Annotated in this window: 14 protein-coding genes and 1 pseudogene; 9 read left to right on the forward strand and 6 right to left on the reverse strand. The window is 65.8% G+C overall.

Annotated features, from left to right (window positions below; translation table 11 throughout):
• The first annotated feature begins 1 nt into the window (after position 1).
• From uraD to NZ849_RS02900, 8 genes are read left to right on the forward strand one after another with little or no spacing between them, the layout of a single operon-like run.
• Positions 2-499: a 2-oxo-4-hydroxy-4-carboxy-5-ureidoimidazoline decarboxylase gene (gene uraD, locus NZ849_RS02865; protein ID WP_295403878.1), complete on the forward strand. Its 498-nt coding sequence runs from the start codon at positions 2-4 to the stop codon at positions 497-499.
• Between the two features lie 14 nt (positions 500-513).
• Positions 514-1,827, forward strand: a complete 1,314-nt coding sequence (locus NZ849_RS02870; protein WP_295403881.1) for a urate hydroxylase PuuD — start codon at positions 514-516, stop codon at positions 1,825-1,827.
• 10 nt (positions 1,828-1,837) lie between these two features.
• A complete protein-coding gene (gene uraH, locus NZ849_RS02875) occupies positions 1,838-2,194 on the forward strand; it encodes a hydroxyisourate hydrolase (protein WP_295403884.1) in 357 nt (118 codons plus the stop codon).
• Positions 2,195-2,199: 5 nt separating this feature from the next.
• Positions 2,200-3,426: an allantoate amidohydrolase gene (locus tag NZ849_RS02880; RefSeq protein ID WP_295403887.1), complete on the forward strand. Its 1,227-nt coding sequence runs from the start codon at positions 2,200-2,202 to the stop codon at positions 3,424-3,426.
• 2 nt (positions 3,427-3,428) lie between these two features.
• Entirely contained in the window at positions 3,429-4,772 is a 1,344-nt protein-coding gene (locus tag NZ849_RS02885; RefSeq protein ID WP_295403927.1) for an allantoinase, read from the forward strand.
• A complete protein-coding gene (gene allE, locus NZ849_RS02890; RefSeq protein WP_295403890.1) occupies positions 4,769-5,515 on the forward strand; it encodes a (S)-ureidoglycine aminohydrolase in 747 nt (248 codons plus the stop codon). The genes NZ849_RS02885 and allE overlap by 4 nt, the downstream gene beginning before the upstream one ends.
• A gap of 9 nt (positions 5,516-5,524) precedes the next feature.
• On the forward strand, positions 5,525-6,817 hold the full coding sequence (locus tag NZ849_RS02895; RefSeq protein WP_295403892.1) for a M20 family metallo-hydrolase: 1,293 nt from the start codon (positions 5,525-5,527) through the stop codon (positions 6,815-6,817).
• Positions 6,818-6,849: 32 nt separating this feature from the next.
• Positions 6,850-7,956 (forward strand): DUF815 domain-containing protein, encoded by a 1,107-nt coding sequence (locus NZ849_RS02900; RefSeq protein ID WP_295403896.1) that lies wholly within the window; start codon positions 6,850-6,852, stop codon positions 7,954-7,956.
• On the opposite strand, the gene fdhD is transcribed toward NZ849_RS02900, so the two are convergent.
• The 3 genes from fdhD to NZ849_RS02915 all read right to left on the reverse strand — a co-directional run bounded on the left by fdhD (position 7,919) and on the right by NZ849_RS02915 (position 12,006).
• Positions 7,919-8,764: a formate dehydrogenase accessory sulfurtransferase FdhD gene (gene fdhD / locus NZ849_RS02905; RefSeq protein ID WP_295403899.1), complete on the reverse strand. Its 846-nt coding sequence runs from the start codon at positions 8,762-8,764 to the stop codon at positions 7,919-7,921. The genes NZ849_RS02900 and fdhD overlap by 38 nt on opposite strands.
• On the reverse strand, positions 8,703-10,964 hold the full coding sequence (locus tag NZ849_RS02910; protein ID WP_295403902.1) for an FdhF/YdeP family oxidoreductase: 2,262 nt from the start codon (positions 10,962-10,964) through the stop codon (positions 8,703-8,705). The genes fdhD and NZ849_RS02910 overlap by 62 nt, the downstream gene beginning before the upstream one ends.
• 370 nt (positions 10,965-11,334) lie before the next feature.
• Positions 11,335-12,006, reverse strand: a complete 672-nt coding sequence (locus tag NZ849_RS02915; protein WP_295403905.1) for a hypothetical protein — start codon at positions 12,004-12,006, stop codon at positions 11,335-11,337.
• A 51-nt stretch (positions 12,007-12,057) separates the two neighbouring features.
• Between NZ849_RS02915 and NZ849_RS02920 the strand changes: the two genes are divergently transcribed.
• Positions 12,058-12,384: a DUF503 domain-containing protein gene (locus NZ849_RS02920; RefSeq protein ID WP_295403909.1), complete on the forward strand. Its 327-nt coding sequence runs from the start codon at positions 12,058-12,060 to the stop codon at positions 12,382-12,384.
• On the opposite strand, the gene NZ849_RS02925 is transcribed toward NZ849_RS02920, so the two are convergent.
• The 3 genes and pseudogenes from NZ849_RS02925 to NZ849_RS02935 all read right to left on the reverse strand — a co-directional run.
• On the reverse strand, positions 12,381-13,574 hold the full coding sequence (locus NZ849_RS02925; RefSeq protein WP_295403912.1) for a thiolase family protein: 1,194 nt from the start codon (positions 13,572-13,574) through the stop codon (positions 12,381-12,383). The genes NZ849_RS02920 and NZ849_RS02925 overlap by 4 nt on opposite strands.
• Positions 13,575-13,608: 34 nt before the next feature.
• Positions 13,609-14,952 carry a 3-oxoacid CoA-transferase gene (locus tag NZ849_RS02930; RefSeq protein ID WP_295403915.1) on the reverse strand — a complete coding sequence of 448 codons (1,344 nt, stop codon included), beginning with the start codon at positions 14,950-14,952 and terminating at the stop codon, positions 13,609-13,611.
• Positions 14,949-15,384: pseudogene (locus NZ849_RS02935) on the reverse strand (3-carboxy-cis,cis-muconate cycloisomerase); the annotation flags it as partial. The gene NZ849_RS02930 and the pseudogene NZ849_RS02935, both read right to left, overlap by 4 nt.

Consider the following 15,384-nt stretch of genomic DNA (forward strand, 5'->3'; position numbering starts at 1 on the left):
TATGACCCTGGACGAACTCAACCGGCTTCCCCTCGAGGACTTCGTGGAAAAGGTGGGTTGGGTCTTCGAGGGCTCCCCTTGGATTGCCCAGGCGGCCTGGGAGAGCCGCCCCTGGGCGAGCCTGGAGGCCCTCCACCAAAGCCTGGTAAGGGTGGTGCAAAGGGCCCCTCGGGAAGCGCAGCTCGCCCTGATTCGAGCCCACCCCGACCTGGGCAGCCGCACCCGCATGGCCGAGGCCTCCCAGGCTGAACAGAGGGGGGCGGGCCTGGACACCCTCACCCCCGCCGAATACGAACGCATTCAGGTCCTGAACCGGGCCTACACCGAGAGGTTCGGCTTTCCCTTCATTCTGGCGGTGCGCGGGAAGGGCAAAGCCGAGGTCTTCCGGGCTATGGAGGCCAGGCTCGAGAGCGACCCAGAAACCGAGTTCCAGACGGCCCTCTCGGAGGTCTACAAAATCGCCTACTTTCGCCTTGCTGACCTGCTCGAGCGGGCTTAGACTGCCTACAGAGTATGGACATCCTCAACCAAGACCGCCTGCGCCTGATCAAGTGGCCCTGGCTGCTGGCCCTTCTGGCCCTCTTCGGCCTGGGGCTGGCCCTGACCCTGGTCCACGGCTGGCAGGCCCACGCCCGAGAATGGCTCAACCTGGTGGTGCGCTGGCTGCACATCATTTACGGTATCGCCTGGATTGGGGCCAGCTTCTACTTCATCTTTCTGGAAAACGCCCTGGAACGCCACGGGGTGCGGGCCGAGCTCTCAGGCAACCTCTGGGCCATCCACGGGGGAGGCATCTACTACCTGGAAAAGTACAAGACCGCCCCAGCCCAGCTCCCCAAGCACCTGCACTGGTTCAAGTGGGACGCCTACCTCACCTGGGTCACGGGGTTCTTGCTCCTGGTCATCGTCTACTACGCCGACCCCAGGGCCATCCTGCTACCCCCCAACAGCCCCCTCCCCAGCTGGGCGGCTGTGGCCATCGCGGTGGCCAGCCTCCCAGCCGCCTGGCTGGTCTACGCTGCCCTCTCCAGCACCCAGCTGCTCTACCGCCCAGCCCTCTTCCTGCTGGTGGGCGGTGCGCTGGTCGCCCTGGCCGCGTATCTGCTTGGCCAGGTGTTCAGCGGGCGGGGTGTCTTCATGCACATCGGGGCCATGCTGGGCACCATCATGGCGGCCAACGTCTTCTTCGTTATCATCCCCTCCCAGAAAAAGCTGGTGCGGGCCGCGCAGAAGGGTGAAGCCCTAGACCCGGGGTTTGTGGCCTGGGTGCAGCTCCGTTCCCGGCACAACAACTACCTTACCCTGCCCGTGCTCTTCACCATGATTGCCCACCACTTTCCCTTTACCTACACCCACGGGGCAAACTGGCTCATCCTGATCCTGCTCTTCGTGGCCGGGGTGGCGGTGCGGCACTTCATCAACGTAACCGAGAAGGAGCACAAGAGAACCCTCGTGGAGGGCGGGGCCATGCCCTACCTGCTGGTGGGGGCTGCGGCCTCGGTTCTGGTGGCCTTCTACCTAACCGCCCCCCGCACCCCAACCGCCCAGGTAGACGCCCCGGTCCCCTTCGCCGAGGTAGAGGCAATGGTCCGACAACACTGCCACATGTGCCACGCCGCGAGGCCCACCCAGCCCGGTTTTGCCTCGGCCCCCGCTGGGGTAATGTTTGACACGCCCGAGCAGATCGTGGCCCAGGCAGACAAGATCAAGCGAACCGCAGTGGACACCACCTACATGCCCCTTCTGCTGCCCGGGGTGCCCCCGCTGACCCAGGAGCAGCGGGCCAGGCTTGGGGCCTGGGTGGCCCAGGGGGCCCGGGGGCCCTAGGAGGTCAGGTATGGCCCGGCTATCCACCCATGTTCTGGACACCACCCACGGCCGCCCCGCGGCAGGGATGCGGCTCGAGCTATACCGCTTCGAGGAAGGCGGTGCCCGCACCCTGGTCGCCTCTGCCACCACCAACGCCGACGGCCGGACCGACACCCCCCTCCTCTCCGGGGAAACCCTGCCCACCGGGGTCTACGAGCTGGTCTTCTACGTAGCGGAATACTTCGCCGCCCAGGGGGTGCACCTCCCCAACCCGCCCTTCTTGGGCTCAGTGCCCATCCGTTTTGGCATTGCCGAGCCTCAGGGTCACTACCACGTCCCCCTGCTGGTCTCCCCCTTTGGCTACAGCACCTACCGTGGAAGCTAGGGCCCATGGAAGCGCTTAGGACCCTGGCCCAAAAGGCCGTTGAGCGGTGCCAGGTTTTAGCCCACCTCTCTGAGGAGGAGGGCCGTCTAACCCGTACCTTCCTCTCCCCCCCCATGCGCGAGGTGCATCGGGTGCTGGCCGGCTGGATGGAGGCCTTGGGCATGAACGTGCGGTTGGACGCGGTGGGCAACCTGATCGGCCACTACCCGGCCCAAAAACCCGATGCCCCTCTGTTCCTGCTCGGTTCCCACGTAGACACCGTGCGGGACGCCGGGCCCTACGACGGGGTGCTGGGGGTGGTGCTGGCCCTGGCCCTGGTGGAAGCCCTGGAGGGCGAGCGGCTCCCTTGGGCCCTGGAGGTCATCGCTTTCTCCGAGGAGGAAGGGGTGCGCTTTGGGGTGCCCTTTTTGGGGAGCAAAGCGGCGGTGGGGCGCTTTGAGACGGAGCTCCTACAGCGCAAGGACGTCCAAGGTCAAAGCCTGGCCGAGGCCATACGGGCTTTTGGACTTGATCCCGAGCGAATTCCCCAGGCCGCCTACGAACCCGGTCGGGTTAGCGGCTACCTGGAGTTCCACATCGAGCAGGGACCGGTTCTGGAGAACCTGGGATACCCACTGGGGGTGGTGGAGGCAATCGCCGGGCAGAGCCGGCTCGAGCTCACCTTCATCGGCCAGGCGGGCCACGCCGGCACCACCCCCATGCCCTTGCGGCGCGATGCCCTGGCGGGGGCAGCCGAGTGGATGACCTGGGTAGAGCGGGAGGCTCGAAGAACACCGGGGCTGGTGGCTACGGTGGGCCGAATCGCAGCCCTGCCCGGTGCGGCCAACGTAATCCCGGGTGAGGCACGGCTCAGCCTGGACGTGCGGCACGCTGAAGACGAGGTAAGGGCCCACGCAGTAGCCCACCTGGTCGGGCGGGCCCAGCAAATTGCACTTCGGCGGGGGCTGGAGCTGGCCTACCAAACCCTGCACGAGCAGCCCGCAGTGCCTTGCGACCCCTACCTGCGCGAGGCGCTGGCTCAGGCAGTGGAGGCCCAGGGCTACCCCGTGCACCGGATGGTCTCCGGGGCCGGCCACGATGCCATGATCATGGCCTCGTTATGCCCCGTGGCCATGCTCTTCCTGCGCAGCCCAAAGGGGCTCTCGCACCACCCTGAGGAGTCGGTGTGGCCCCAGGACGTCGAGGCCGCCCTGCGGGTGGGGCTCCACTTTCTACGGCAATTGGCGAGGTGAGAATGCTTGACCTCATCGTACGCGGTGGCACTCTGGTCACCCCCGAGGGGCTGCAGCGGGCCGACCTGGGGGTAGAGGGTGGGCAAGTAGCGGTCATCGCCCCGGAAATCGCCGAACCGGCCCGACGGGAGGTGTCCGCCCAGGGGCTTTACGTCTTCCCCGGCCTGATAGATGTCCACGTCCACTTCAACGAGCCCGGCCAGGCCCACTGGGAAGGCATTGCCACCGGCAGCGCAGCCCTGGCTGCAGGGGGGGGCACCGCCTTTTTTGACATGCCCCTCAACTCACTGCCCTGCACCCTGGACGGCCCTTCCTTCGACCTCAAGCTCTCAGCCATGAGGGCCCAGTCGCACACCGACTTTGCGCTGTGGGGTGGCCTGACCCCAAAGAACCTCGAGCGCCTGCCTGAGCTGGCTGAGCGAGGGGTCATCGGTTTCAAGGCCTTCATGTGCAACTCGGGCCTCCCCGAGTTCCCCGCCTGCGACGACGCTACCCTCTACGAGGGTATGCGCACAGCAGCCCAGCTTGGACTGCCGGTGGCGGTGCACGCCGAGTCCGAGGCCCTCACCGCCCATCTCACCCAAAAAGCCCGGGCCCTGGGCACCTCCTGGCGGGAGTACCTGGCCTCAAGGCCGGTCTTCACCGAGCTTGAGGCCATCGGACGGGCCCTCTTGCTGGCCCAGGAGACCGGTTGCAAGCTGCACATCGTACACATCAGCTCAGGCTCAGGGGTAGCCCTGGCTGCCGAGGCCCGGGCCAAAGGGGTGGACGTGAGCCTGGAGACCTGCCCCCACTACCTGGCCTTCACCGAGGACGACCTGGAGCGGCTGGGGGCGGTGGGCAAGTGCGCTCCCCCCTTGCGGGCTAGGGCCGAGCAGGAAGGGCTCTGGTCCCATGTTCTGAAGGGAAGCGTGGACATCATCGGTTCCGACCACTCCCCAAGCCCGCCGGAGATGAAGCGGGGAGAGGACTTCTTCGCCCTTTGGGGAGGCATCGCCGGGGTGCAGTCGACCCTGGCGGTGCTGCTGACCGAGGGCTGGCAGGGACGGGGCCTACCCCTGGAGCGGCTCGCGGCCCTCCTGGCCCAGGGCCCCGCCCAGCGGTTCGGCCTGACCCGAAAGGGCCGGCTCGAGCCAGGCTGCGACGCCGACTTCACCTTGGTCAACCTGGAGCGCGAGCATACCCTGACCTCCCAAGACCTCCGCTACCGCCACGCCATCTCCCCTTACCTAAACCGAACCTTCCGAGGCATAGTGGAAAGCACCTGGCTGCGGGGCGAGCCCATCTACGCCGAGGGTAAGATAAGAAAGCCCAGCAGCGTATGCCTGCTCACGAGGGAAGCATGAGCCTGACCGGATTCACCCGCACCCATGTAGCCCCCGACCACGCCCTTCTGACCCCCGACACCTTTATCCGGGCCCCCCTGCCGGGCTGGACGAACACCCTCTGCATTGTGCACATCTCGCCGGAGCTAGGGGCCCGCTTCAAGATGTACACGGCGGAGATGCAGCCCGGAGGCAGCGGGGAGATGACCCTGCTGGACATCCAGCGCTTTGCCTATGTCCTTTCGGGACGGGTGGGGCTCGAGGTGGCTGGAGCCCAGCACACCCTAGAACCCCACCGCTACGCCTATCTGCCGGCCAACACCCCCCACCGCTTCACCGCCTACACGGAAAGCCGGATGGTGGTCTTTGAAAAGCCCTATCAAGCCCTGGCCGGCGCCGAAGCGCCCAGCCTGGTGTTGGGCTTTGAACCGGAGGTAGCCGCTACTCCCCTGATGGGCGACGAGGCCCTACAGGTGCGCCTCCTGCTCCCAGACCACCCTTCCTTTGACCTGGCGGTCAACACCATGACCTTCGAGCCAGGGGCCCACCTGCCCATGGTGGAGACCCACGTCATGGAGCACGGCCTGCTCTTCCTCCAAGGGGGTGGGGTCTACCGTCTGGGGGAGCGATGGTACCCGGTGCAAACCGGGGATGTGATCTGGATGGCCTCCTACTGTCCCCAGTGGTTTGGCGCCCTGGGCAAGGGCCCGAGCAAGTACCTTATCTACAAAGACGTCAACCGGCATTCATTGGAACTTCTCTAAAGAATCACCATGGCGCTAAAACTCCAAATCAACACCGAACGCATTGTGCGGGAGCTCGAGCAACTGGCCAGCTACTCCGAAACCCCACCGCCAGCCATCACCCGCATCCTCTTTACCCGGCCTGACCTCGAGGCTCGAGCCTACCTAAAGGGGCTGTGCCAGGAAGCTGGGCTAAAGGTGCGAGAAGACGGCCTGGGCAACCTCTTCGCCCGCTGGGAGGGCAGCGCCCCTGAGCTCCCTGCGGTAGGCACCGGCTCCCACATCGACGCCATTCCCTACGCCGGTATGTACGACGGGACCGTGGGGGTGCTGGGGGGGCTGGAGGCCATCCGAGCGCTAAGGCAAGCTGGCTTCAGGCCGCGCCGCTCGATAGAGCTTCTGGTCTTCACTGCTGAGGAACCTACCCGCTTTGGCATTGGCTGCCTGGGAAGCCGAGCGCTGAGCGGTACGCTGAATCCGGAGGCCCTGCGCTTGCTCAGGGACAACGAGGGCAGAAGCCTGGAGGAGGTACGCCAAGCAGCAGGCTACACAGGGCCCCTGGAGGAGGTCCAGCTGCCCGAAAACTACTACTCTGCCTTCGTAGAGCTACACATTGAGCAAGGGCCGGTGCTGGAGCAGGAGGGGGTGCCGATTGGCGTGGTCACCGCCATTGCTGCTCCAGCCTCGCTGAGGGTCATCCTAGAGGGCGAAGGAGGCCACGCCGGCACGGTACTGATGCCCGACCGAAAGGACGCCCTCTGCGCGGCTGCGGAGATCATCCTGGGGGTGGAGGCTTTCGCTCGAGGCAGTGGCAGCATCAACACCGTAGCCACCACCGGGTTTTGCGAGGTCCACCCCAACGCCATCAACAGCGTGCCCAGCCGGGTCAGGTTGGAGATTGATGTGCGCGACGTGGAGCAAAACCGGCGCGACCAGGTAATCCGGAACATCCTGCAGGGCGTAGAACAGGTCTGTACCAGGCGCAGCATCCGCTACAGCGTGGAGATTATCAACATGGACCCCCCCGCCAAGTCGGGCTCCGAGGTCCTGAAGGCCCTGGTGGAGGCCTGCGGCGAGGCCTCGGTGCGCTTCAAGCTAATGGTGAGCCGGGCCTACCACGACTCCTTGTTCATGGCCCGCATCGCCCCTACCGCCATGCTCTTCATCCCCTGCCGGGGAGGGATAAGCCACCGTCCGGACGAGTACGCCAGCCCGGAGGACATCGCTCAGGGGGTGCGGGTGCTGGCCCTTGCCCTAGCCAAACTCTCCCAAGCCGAGGAGAAAACCCCCCCCAAGGATGAGCCCCTCACCCTAAACGACTGAGGGGCCGAAGAGCGGGGGTAGAATAGCCCCCGATGCGCCTCTTCCCACCCCTCCGCGAAGACCCCCTCGCCGAGCTTTTCCACACCCACCCCCCTGCAGGGGAGCCCTGGGCTTGGGTCCTCTGCCGGCGCATCTGGTATGCCGAAGGCCTGGCCCGAAGGCTGCTCACCGAGCCCCTCACGCCAGGGCTGAGCGACTGGATTGAGCAGGAACTCTCCACTCTGCGGCATGAACTTGCCCAGCTCAAGCAGCGCTACCCTTTCGCCGACTTCGGCCAGCGCGGGGCCAGCCCCGCCGAGCAAGCCGCCCTGCGGGTGCTACAGGGCGGCTCGGCCTCCGAGCTACAGGCCCTCTACCGCACCTACGGGTACGGGATATACGCAGAGCACACGGCCTTTCTTTACGATCGAGGGATGGTGCCGGTACCCCACCCCGACCCAGCCCGTTTCAGCGACCTGGTGGGCTACACCCGGCAACTCCAAACCCTAAGGCAGCATGTGGAGGGTTTCCTGGAGGGAAAAGAAGCGGTTCCAGTGCTCCTCTACGGGGCTCGAGGCTCAGGAAAGTCCACCGCGGTCAAGGCCCTGCGCACCGAGTACAGCCCAAGGGGACTCCGACTGGTGGAGGTACTGCCCGACAGCCTCGATCAACTCCCCGCGCTCTTGACCCTGCTGGCCCCCCTACCCCACCGCTTCGTGCTCTACCTAGACGACTTGGCCTTCAGCAGCGACGACGAGCGCTTCCACAAGCTCAAAGCCCTACTGGAAGGAGCCGTCTACGAACGGCCCCCCAACGTGCTGGTGGTGGCCACCTCCAACCGGCGCAACCTGGTGCGCGAGCAGTGGAGCGACCGCCCGGAGCCCAACGCTCCCGACCCTGCCTCTTGGGACACCCTTCAGGACAAACTGGCCCTAGCCGATCGCTTCGGTCTGGTCCTCACCTTCCCTCCCTTTGACCAGCCGCTCTACCTAGAAGCGGTGGCCCATATCCTGGGAAGGCCCCTGGACGAGGCCACCCGCCAGGCCGCGCTGCGCTTCGCCCTGGAGGGCCGGGGTTTTTCAGGCCGTACAGCCCGCCAATTCGCCGCCACTCAAAGCCCCCTCAAACCCGGATGCGCTCCGGGGCAGCGTAAAGGTTGAAACCTGTCCGCAAAAAACCGACCAGCGTGAGGTGGAAGGCCCGGGCCAAGTCCACCGCCAGGCTGCTGGGGGCCGAGAGGGCCACCAGGATGGGCACACCGCCAGCCAAGGCTTTCTGCACCAGCTCAAAGCTGGCCCGCCCGCTGACCAGGAGCAGGCACTCGGACAGGGGCAACCGGCCTTCCAGTAGGGCCCAGCCCAAAAGCTTGTCCACAGCGTTGTGCCGGCCCACATCCTCCCGTAGCGCCAGCAAGACGCCCTCGGGGTCAAAAAGGGCTGCCGCGTGCAGTCCGCCGGTAGCCCCGAAAAGGGCCTGGCGGGCCAGCAACCTATGGGGCAGGTCCGGCAACAGATGGGCAGACACGATAGGGCCGCCCTGGAGGGGGCGGAAACGGCGGTGTAGACCCTCCAGGCTAGCCCGCCCACAAACCCCACAGGCCGAGTGGGTGTAGAAGTGACGTTCAAAGGGAGCCAGCTCGGGCAGGCGCGGGGCGTTTAGGACCACACTCACCACGTTATACTGCTGGGCCTCGCCCCGCGGCGTACAGTAGCTGATGCGTCGGATTTCCTCCCTGTGGGAGACAATCCCTTCAGCGAACAGGAAGCCCGCGGCGAGCTCGAAGTCGTGACCCGGGGTGCGCATCGTAACCGCCACGGTGCGCACCTCCCCTCCCTGGGCCACCAGGCGAATCTCCAGCGGCTCCTCGGTGGCCAGGTAGTCAGACCTCGGATAGGCCCGCTCCCCTTCAACCCGCAGCAGGGTGGTCGGGGTCTTGGCTTTGGGGCGGCTTTTGGTAAACGTGAACATACGCCTCTTTGTAGGCCGGAATCTTAGCCTTGGGGGAGCGTTCCTGAGGGCTCAGCAGCACGTTGCCTTCCGGCCAGTGCACCTGCAGGCTACCCGGGCGCACCGGGGCCTCGAAGACCCGGCCCGCAAAGGTACCGAAGCAGTTGTGCAGCCAGATGCGCTGGCCAGGCTTTAGGCCGAGCCTCTCCCGGTCGAAAGGGCTCATCAGCACGGCATCGCGGGGCGCGCCGTTGACCGGATCGGTAGGCTCGTGAACCATGCTGTTGAACTGCTTGCCCCTTCTTGTAACCAAGCGGAAAGCCCCCTCGGGTAGGCCCTCCTGTGAAAGGTCTACCGGCCGGAAACGGGCCTTGCCATCGGGAGTGGGACAGAGCCCATCCTTGCAGAGGTGGGGTCCACCGTATTGGAAGGCGTCCCCCTTAGCCTTGAGGTGCTGGATGCCCTCATAAAGCGGAATCACCCGGGCAATTTCCTCCCGCACAGCCTGGGTGCTCCCAAAGCAAACCTTCTCAGCCCTTTCAGGCTTGCACATCCGGGCCAGCAGGTCCTGGAAAACCTGCCCCTCCCAGCGGGCCTCCGGGATGCGAGGACCGGGAATCTCCGGGCTGAAGATGACCCGCCGCTCGGTGCTGGTCTCGGTGCACCCCCCAGGAATCTCATAGCGGGTGGTGGCAGGCAGCACGAATACCTCCTCAGCCGGCTCCACCAACATCTGGGAGGAAAGGACGATGTCCTGGTGCACCCGCAGGGGTATCTGGGCCAGACGGGCCTCGGCCTGGGAGGGGCTGGGCAGGGTTTCCAGGAAATTCCCCCCTATGCTCCAGAGAACCTCCAGGCCAGCCTCGAGCATCTCCGTAGCGGTGAGACCGGGCTGGTCGGGTACCGGAAAACCCCAAAGGCTAGAGAGGGCCTGGGCGCTTTGCGGGGTAATGGGCACACCCCCGGGGAAAACCGTGGCGTAGGCCCCCATCTCGGCCCCACCCTGCACCCCAGAGTGACCCCGGATGGGCATCAATCCGCAGCCCTCGCGCCCCAGGTAGCCTCGGCTAAGGGCCAGGTTAATAACGGCTTGCACGGCCTCCTCCCCTCGGGTGTGCTGGGTGAGGCCCATACTCCAGACCAGCACCGCCCGCTCAGCCTTGGCCAGCAACAGGGCAAACTCGAGCATCTCCCGGCGGCCCACCCCCGAGCGCCGCTCGAGCTCCTCCCACGCTGTTCCCAAGGCCTGAGCCCGCACCGCCTCAAACCCCGTGGTGTGGGCCTCGATGAAGGGTTCGTTCAGCCAGCCCTGCTCAATAAGGTGGCGTAAAACCCCCACTAAAAAGGCCGCATCCCCCCCTGGGGCAACCAGGAAGAATCGGTCCGCCACCTTGGTCCCAAAGAGGGCGCTTTCGAGGTTGGAAGGAACCCAGTAGCGCTCCATGGCCGGCTCGCGGTAGGGGTTCACGCAAACCACCCGGGTACCGGCCTTCCTAGCGTAGTGCAGGTACTTCATCATCACCGGCTGATTGGCCGCCGGGTTGGAACCCAAAAACACCACCAGGTCGGTACCAATCAGGTCGCGGTAGCTGCAGGTGGTGGCTGCTACCCCGAGCGACTCCTTCAGGGCCACCGTGCTCGGGCTGTGGCAGATGCGGGCCGCATTGTCTATGTTGTTGCAACCCAAGGCCCGCACCGCCTTTTGCACCACGTAGTAGGTCTCGTTGGGCAGGCCCCGGCTGGTCAGGTAAAAGCCCATTTTCTCCGGGGGGGTCCTGCACATCCGAAGGGCAATCCGGTCCAACGCCTCGTCCCAGCCTATACGGGTAAAGCCCGGCTCCCCCTTGCGGCGGTACAGGGGGTAAGGTAGGCGGCCTAGGGCCCGCAGCTCGGCGGAACTCCTGGACCGGAGTGCGGCCACATCGGCCAGTAGGTTGCCGTCCATAGGCCCCATGGTGTTCAACCGGAGAAGCCGGAGCCGAACGTTGCAAAGGTGTATCCCCTCAACCGTCCAGTCCCGCAGGCCGCTTGTTCCAAGGGCGCAACCATCGCAGACCCCCTGGCTCAGGATGCGCCAGGCATAGGCCAGGTTATCGCGGTTTTCGGCAACGGCCCGAAAGACCTCGGCAAAGTTGTTGGGCCTTTGCAGGCCCAGACCAAAGGGCCTGAGGCTGGCCCAGGTCTCCGGGCTCCAACCCTTCTTCACTGGCCTTAGCGCCACAGGACCATTATAGGCCTAAACCCCCGGGGCGTAGGGTGCGTCCCTATTTTGCGTAGGAAGAAGGGCTGTAAGCGCAGCCCGGTTATGTCCAGATGGCTCTCCCTCAACAGCCGCCGGCTCCAGCGAACACAAAAGCTGAACCCGCAAGGACCCAGGCAGCTACAGCAAAAGGTTCCAAAAATGCCGCCATCCCCCGGCCCAAAGGCGGTCCATCACCTCCAGGGCTTGCCAGTCTGAGAAAAAAGCCCGCCCAGAAAAGGCCAGCCCTCATCCATGAGGGCCAGCACCGAGCATTCCCTCCCCAGCACCCCCTGGGCGCCACCGGCCGGCCCTCGCCGGCCGATGCGGCGAGGGCTTGGCTGCAAGCCCGCTACGGACCTACGTTGAAACTGGTCTGCCCCAGGGCCAGGTTGAACTGAGGGGGTACCAGAGGCGGCTCAAAGGCGATGTTGCTGCTGGCCGCGTAAACCTCTGCCCGATAGGCCCCACCAGGACTCAGGTTCAAGCTGCTAAACGTGGTGCTCAGGGAGGAAACCATACGGCGGGCCACCACAGCGTTGGTGTTCTGATCGACCAAGCGCACCAGATAGGCCTGGGCCCCAGCCACCGCTGTCCAGGAAACCGCGACGTTCTGAACGCTGGGGTTCGTCACCGTTACGCTGGGAGGGGTCAGCGAGCTGGCCGCATCCACGTTGACCTCAACCTGTTCCGTTTTCCCATCTAGCACGGTGGTAAAGGTGTAGCTACCGCCCTGCAGGGAATGGGCCGTATCCCATCCGATCTGCCACCAGGCTCCCGAGGCCGAGCGGGACTGCGCGCTCTGCAGGAGCAGGTTCTCGCTGTAGCCGTTCGGCCCACTCACCACCACAGTGATGCTCTCAGGCTGTTGCTGGGGCCTGAGGACCAGCACATAGGCCCGGCCCAGCACACCCGTCCCCGGGTTGTAGGTGCCAATAGAGGCTTGGAACTTAGGCTGAGGGGCACCCGAGCAGCCCACCAAAAGCCCGAGCGCGGCAACACCAAAAAGATAAGTCCACTTCACAGGCCCAAGCCTAACCCGAAAGGATGAGAACTTTTCGCGTAGAATCAGGGCATGAAAGCCTACCTGGGGGTCTACACCGCCCGCCTGGAAATGCCCTGGGTGAGGAGCCTGAAGGAGAAGCGGGCCCTCGTAAAGCCAGCTATTGAAAGGCTCAGGGCCCGCTTCCCCGTATCTGCGGCGCGGCTTGCTGGCCAGGACGACCACGCTTGGGAAGTGGTGGGGTTTAGCCTCATCGGCTACGATGGGGTCTGGGTGGAAAACGTACTGCACCAGGCCGCTGAGTTCATCGCGGCGCAGGGCGAGTACCGGGTGGTCCAGGCCCAGTGGAGCGTCGAGGAAGTCAGCCTGGAGGAGCTAATGCCGAGCTGGGGCATCTAGGCGACCACCTCTACCGCCAGCGCCGCCGAACCCCCCGTGCCATGGCAGATGGCGGCTAGCCCCCGCGACTTGCTGTGGGTGCGCAGCGCGTGAATCAGCGTAACCAGGATGCGGGCCCCCGAGGCCCCTATGGGGTGCCCCAGGGCGATGGCCCCGCCGTGCACGTTGAGTCGCTCCATGGGCACCCCCAAAAGGCGGTGGAAGAGGATGTTGTTGAGGGAAAAGGCCTCGTTGTTCTCAAAGAGGTCAAAGTCGTCGATGGAAAGCCGGAGCTTTTCCAGCAGCTTTTTCACTGCGGGAACCGGGGCTTCGGGAAAGCGCCAGGGCTCCCCCGCTGCCCAACTACCCCCTAGAATCCGGGCTAGCGGCCTCAGGCCAAGCCGCTCCACCGCTTCGGGGCTGGCCAGCAGGAGGGCTGCGGCCCCATCGGAAATCTGGGAAGCATTGCCTGCGGTAAGCACGCCGTCCTTCCGAAAGGCTGGCCGTAGGGCCGCAAGGGCCTCCAAAGTGGTGTCGGGCCGCACCCCCTCATCCCTGTTCAGCCGCTCCACCCCTTTGCGGGTCTTGACCTCGAGGGGCCGAATTTCCCCGCTAAACCAGCAGGACTCCTGAGCATGGGCGGCCCGCCGGTGGGACTCCAAGGCCACCTCGTCCAGCTCCGCCCGGCCCACCCCAAAGTCGGCGGCCAGGCGCTCAGCCTGTTCGCCCATGGCCTCGCCGCTGAAGGGATCGGAAAGCCCGTCGCGCTGAAGGATGTCCTGGAGCTGCTCAGGTGCCCCGGCGAGGTATTTGTAGCCCCAGCGAGCTCGGCTCGATAGATAGAAGCCTGCCTGAGACATAGACTCCATCCCACCCACCAGCACCAGCTCGGCATCACCCCCCCGGATGGCCAGGGCTCCGCTGAGCACTGCCTGCATCCCTGAGGCGCACACCATGTCCACCGTGTAGCCGTCCACGGTGTTCGGTATCCCAGCCAGAAGCGCAGCCTGGCGGGGGGGAAGCTGGCCATGGCCAGCCCGCAAAACCTGGCCGAAGATGTACAGGTCCAGCTCTGCCCCCGATACGCCGGCCTGCTCGAGGGCCCCCTTCATCGCGTGGGCCCCCAGCTCCACGGGAGAAAAATCCCTAAGCGCTCCCCCACAGCGGCCGATGGGGGTGCGCACCGCCGCCACCACGAAGACATCCCGCATAACTGCCTCCAGCGGCCATCTTAGCACCAAAGGCTCAACTCAGCGACTCGACGAAGCGAGCCGTGGTCTTGGCCCGCACCTCCTCCAAGGTGGCCCCGGGCATCAGCTCCAAAAGGGTGAGCCGCCCCTCCGGGTAGCCGAAGACCGCAAGCTCGGTAATCACCAGGTCCACCGCGTTGCGGGCGGTGAGGGGCAGGTCGCACTCAGGAACAATCTTGGGAGAGCCGTCGGGGTTGGTGTGGGTCATGGTGATGATGAGCCTCTTGGCCCCCGAGGCCAGGTCCATGGCACCCCCCACCCCCAGCAGGGGCTTGCCGGGTACCGCCCAGTTGGCCAGGTTGGCCTTCTCATCTACCTGCAGCCCGCCCATGATGGCCACGTCCACGTGCCCCCCGCGGATCATGGCGAAGGAGTCGGCGCTGTCGAAGTAGCTGGCCCCAGGCAGGGCGGTGACGGGAATCTTGCCGGCGTTGACGGGGTAGTCCATGGCCCCGCCCTCCTCCGGGGTCGGGCCGACCCCCAGCATGCCGTTCTCGGTGTGCAGGATGATGCCCATCTCGGGGGTAATCAGGTCGGCCACCAGGGTAGGGATGCCGATGCCCAGGTTGACCACGTCGCCCGGCCTGAGCTCCTGCAGGGCCCGGCGGGCCATGGCCAGCCGCTTGGGGTCGGCTTTTTTGCCCCCCTCCACCGAGGCCGAGGAGCCCAGCAGCTCCGGGGTCATCCGGGCCTCCACCAGGTAGTCCACGTAGCAGCCGGGGGTGTGGATGTGGTTGGGGTCCAGCTCGCCCACCGGGACAATCTGCTCCACCTCGGCGATGACCAGGTCGGCGGCGGTGGCCATGGCCTTGTTGAAGTTCTGCTCGGTCATGCGGTAGACCAGGTTCCCGGCGGTGTCGGCCTTCCAGGCCCGGATGAAGGCCACGTTGCCCCGGATGGGCTCGACGAAGACATACTCCTTGCCTCCGATAACGCGGGTCTCGCGGCCCTTGGCCAGCAGGGTGCCGGCCCCGGTGGGGGTGTAAAACCCGCCAAGGCCCGCCCCCCCAGCCCGCAGGGCCTCGGCCAGGGAGCCCTGGGGTATGAGCTCCACCTCGAGCTCCCCCCGCAAGGCAGCCTGCACCGCCTCGGGGTTGGAGGTGAAGTAGGAGCCGATGGCCTTTTTAATCTGCCCGTTGCGCAAAAGCCGCCCCCCGCCCAGCCCGGCCTCGCCCACGTTGTTGGCCACGTAGATGAGGTTCTTCACCGGGCGCTCGGCCAGGGCGTGCAGCAGGTGCACCGGGTTGCCGGTCATGCCAAAGCCGCCCACCAACAGCACATCGCCGTCCTTGACCATGGCGGCGGCTTCCTCGGGGGTAATCTGGGGTACCTTCTTCAAGCTTCCTCCCTAAGCAAATCCCGGGCCCAGGCCAGCACCCGCGCGGCGAAGTGCGGCCCGGCGCCCAGGTAGGCCTCTTCCCGAAACGAATCCCAAGGGAGGGGTGCCTCAACCCGCTCCCGCACCACCTCCAAAAGGTGCCGCCCCTCGGCCCGGGCCACCCGCACCGCCTCGCGCAGGAGGGCCTTGGCCGGCTCCATCCCCAGGTGGGGGGCCAGGGCGAACTGCAGGGCCTCGGCCAGCAAGAGCCCCTGGGAAGCGGCCAGGTTGGCCCGCATCCGCGCCTCGTCCACCACCAGCTCCTGGCTCAACTGCTGGGCCTGCTTCAGGGCGGCGGCGGCGTGGGCGAACATGGAGGGCAGGGTGAGCCACTCGAGCTGCCAGCCATGGGTAGCCCGCTCGTGTTCGGCAATCTGGGCCTGGTGCATGGCC

This window comes from Meiothermus sp. (genome assembly GCF_025060375.1).
Lineage (GTDB): Bacteria > Deinococcota > Deinococci > Deinococcales > Thermaceae > Meiothermus.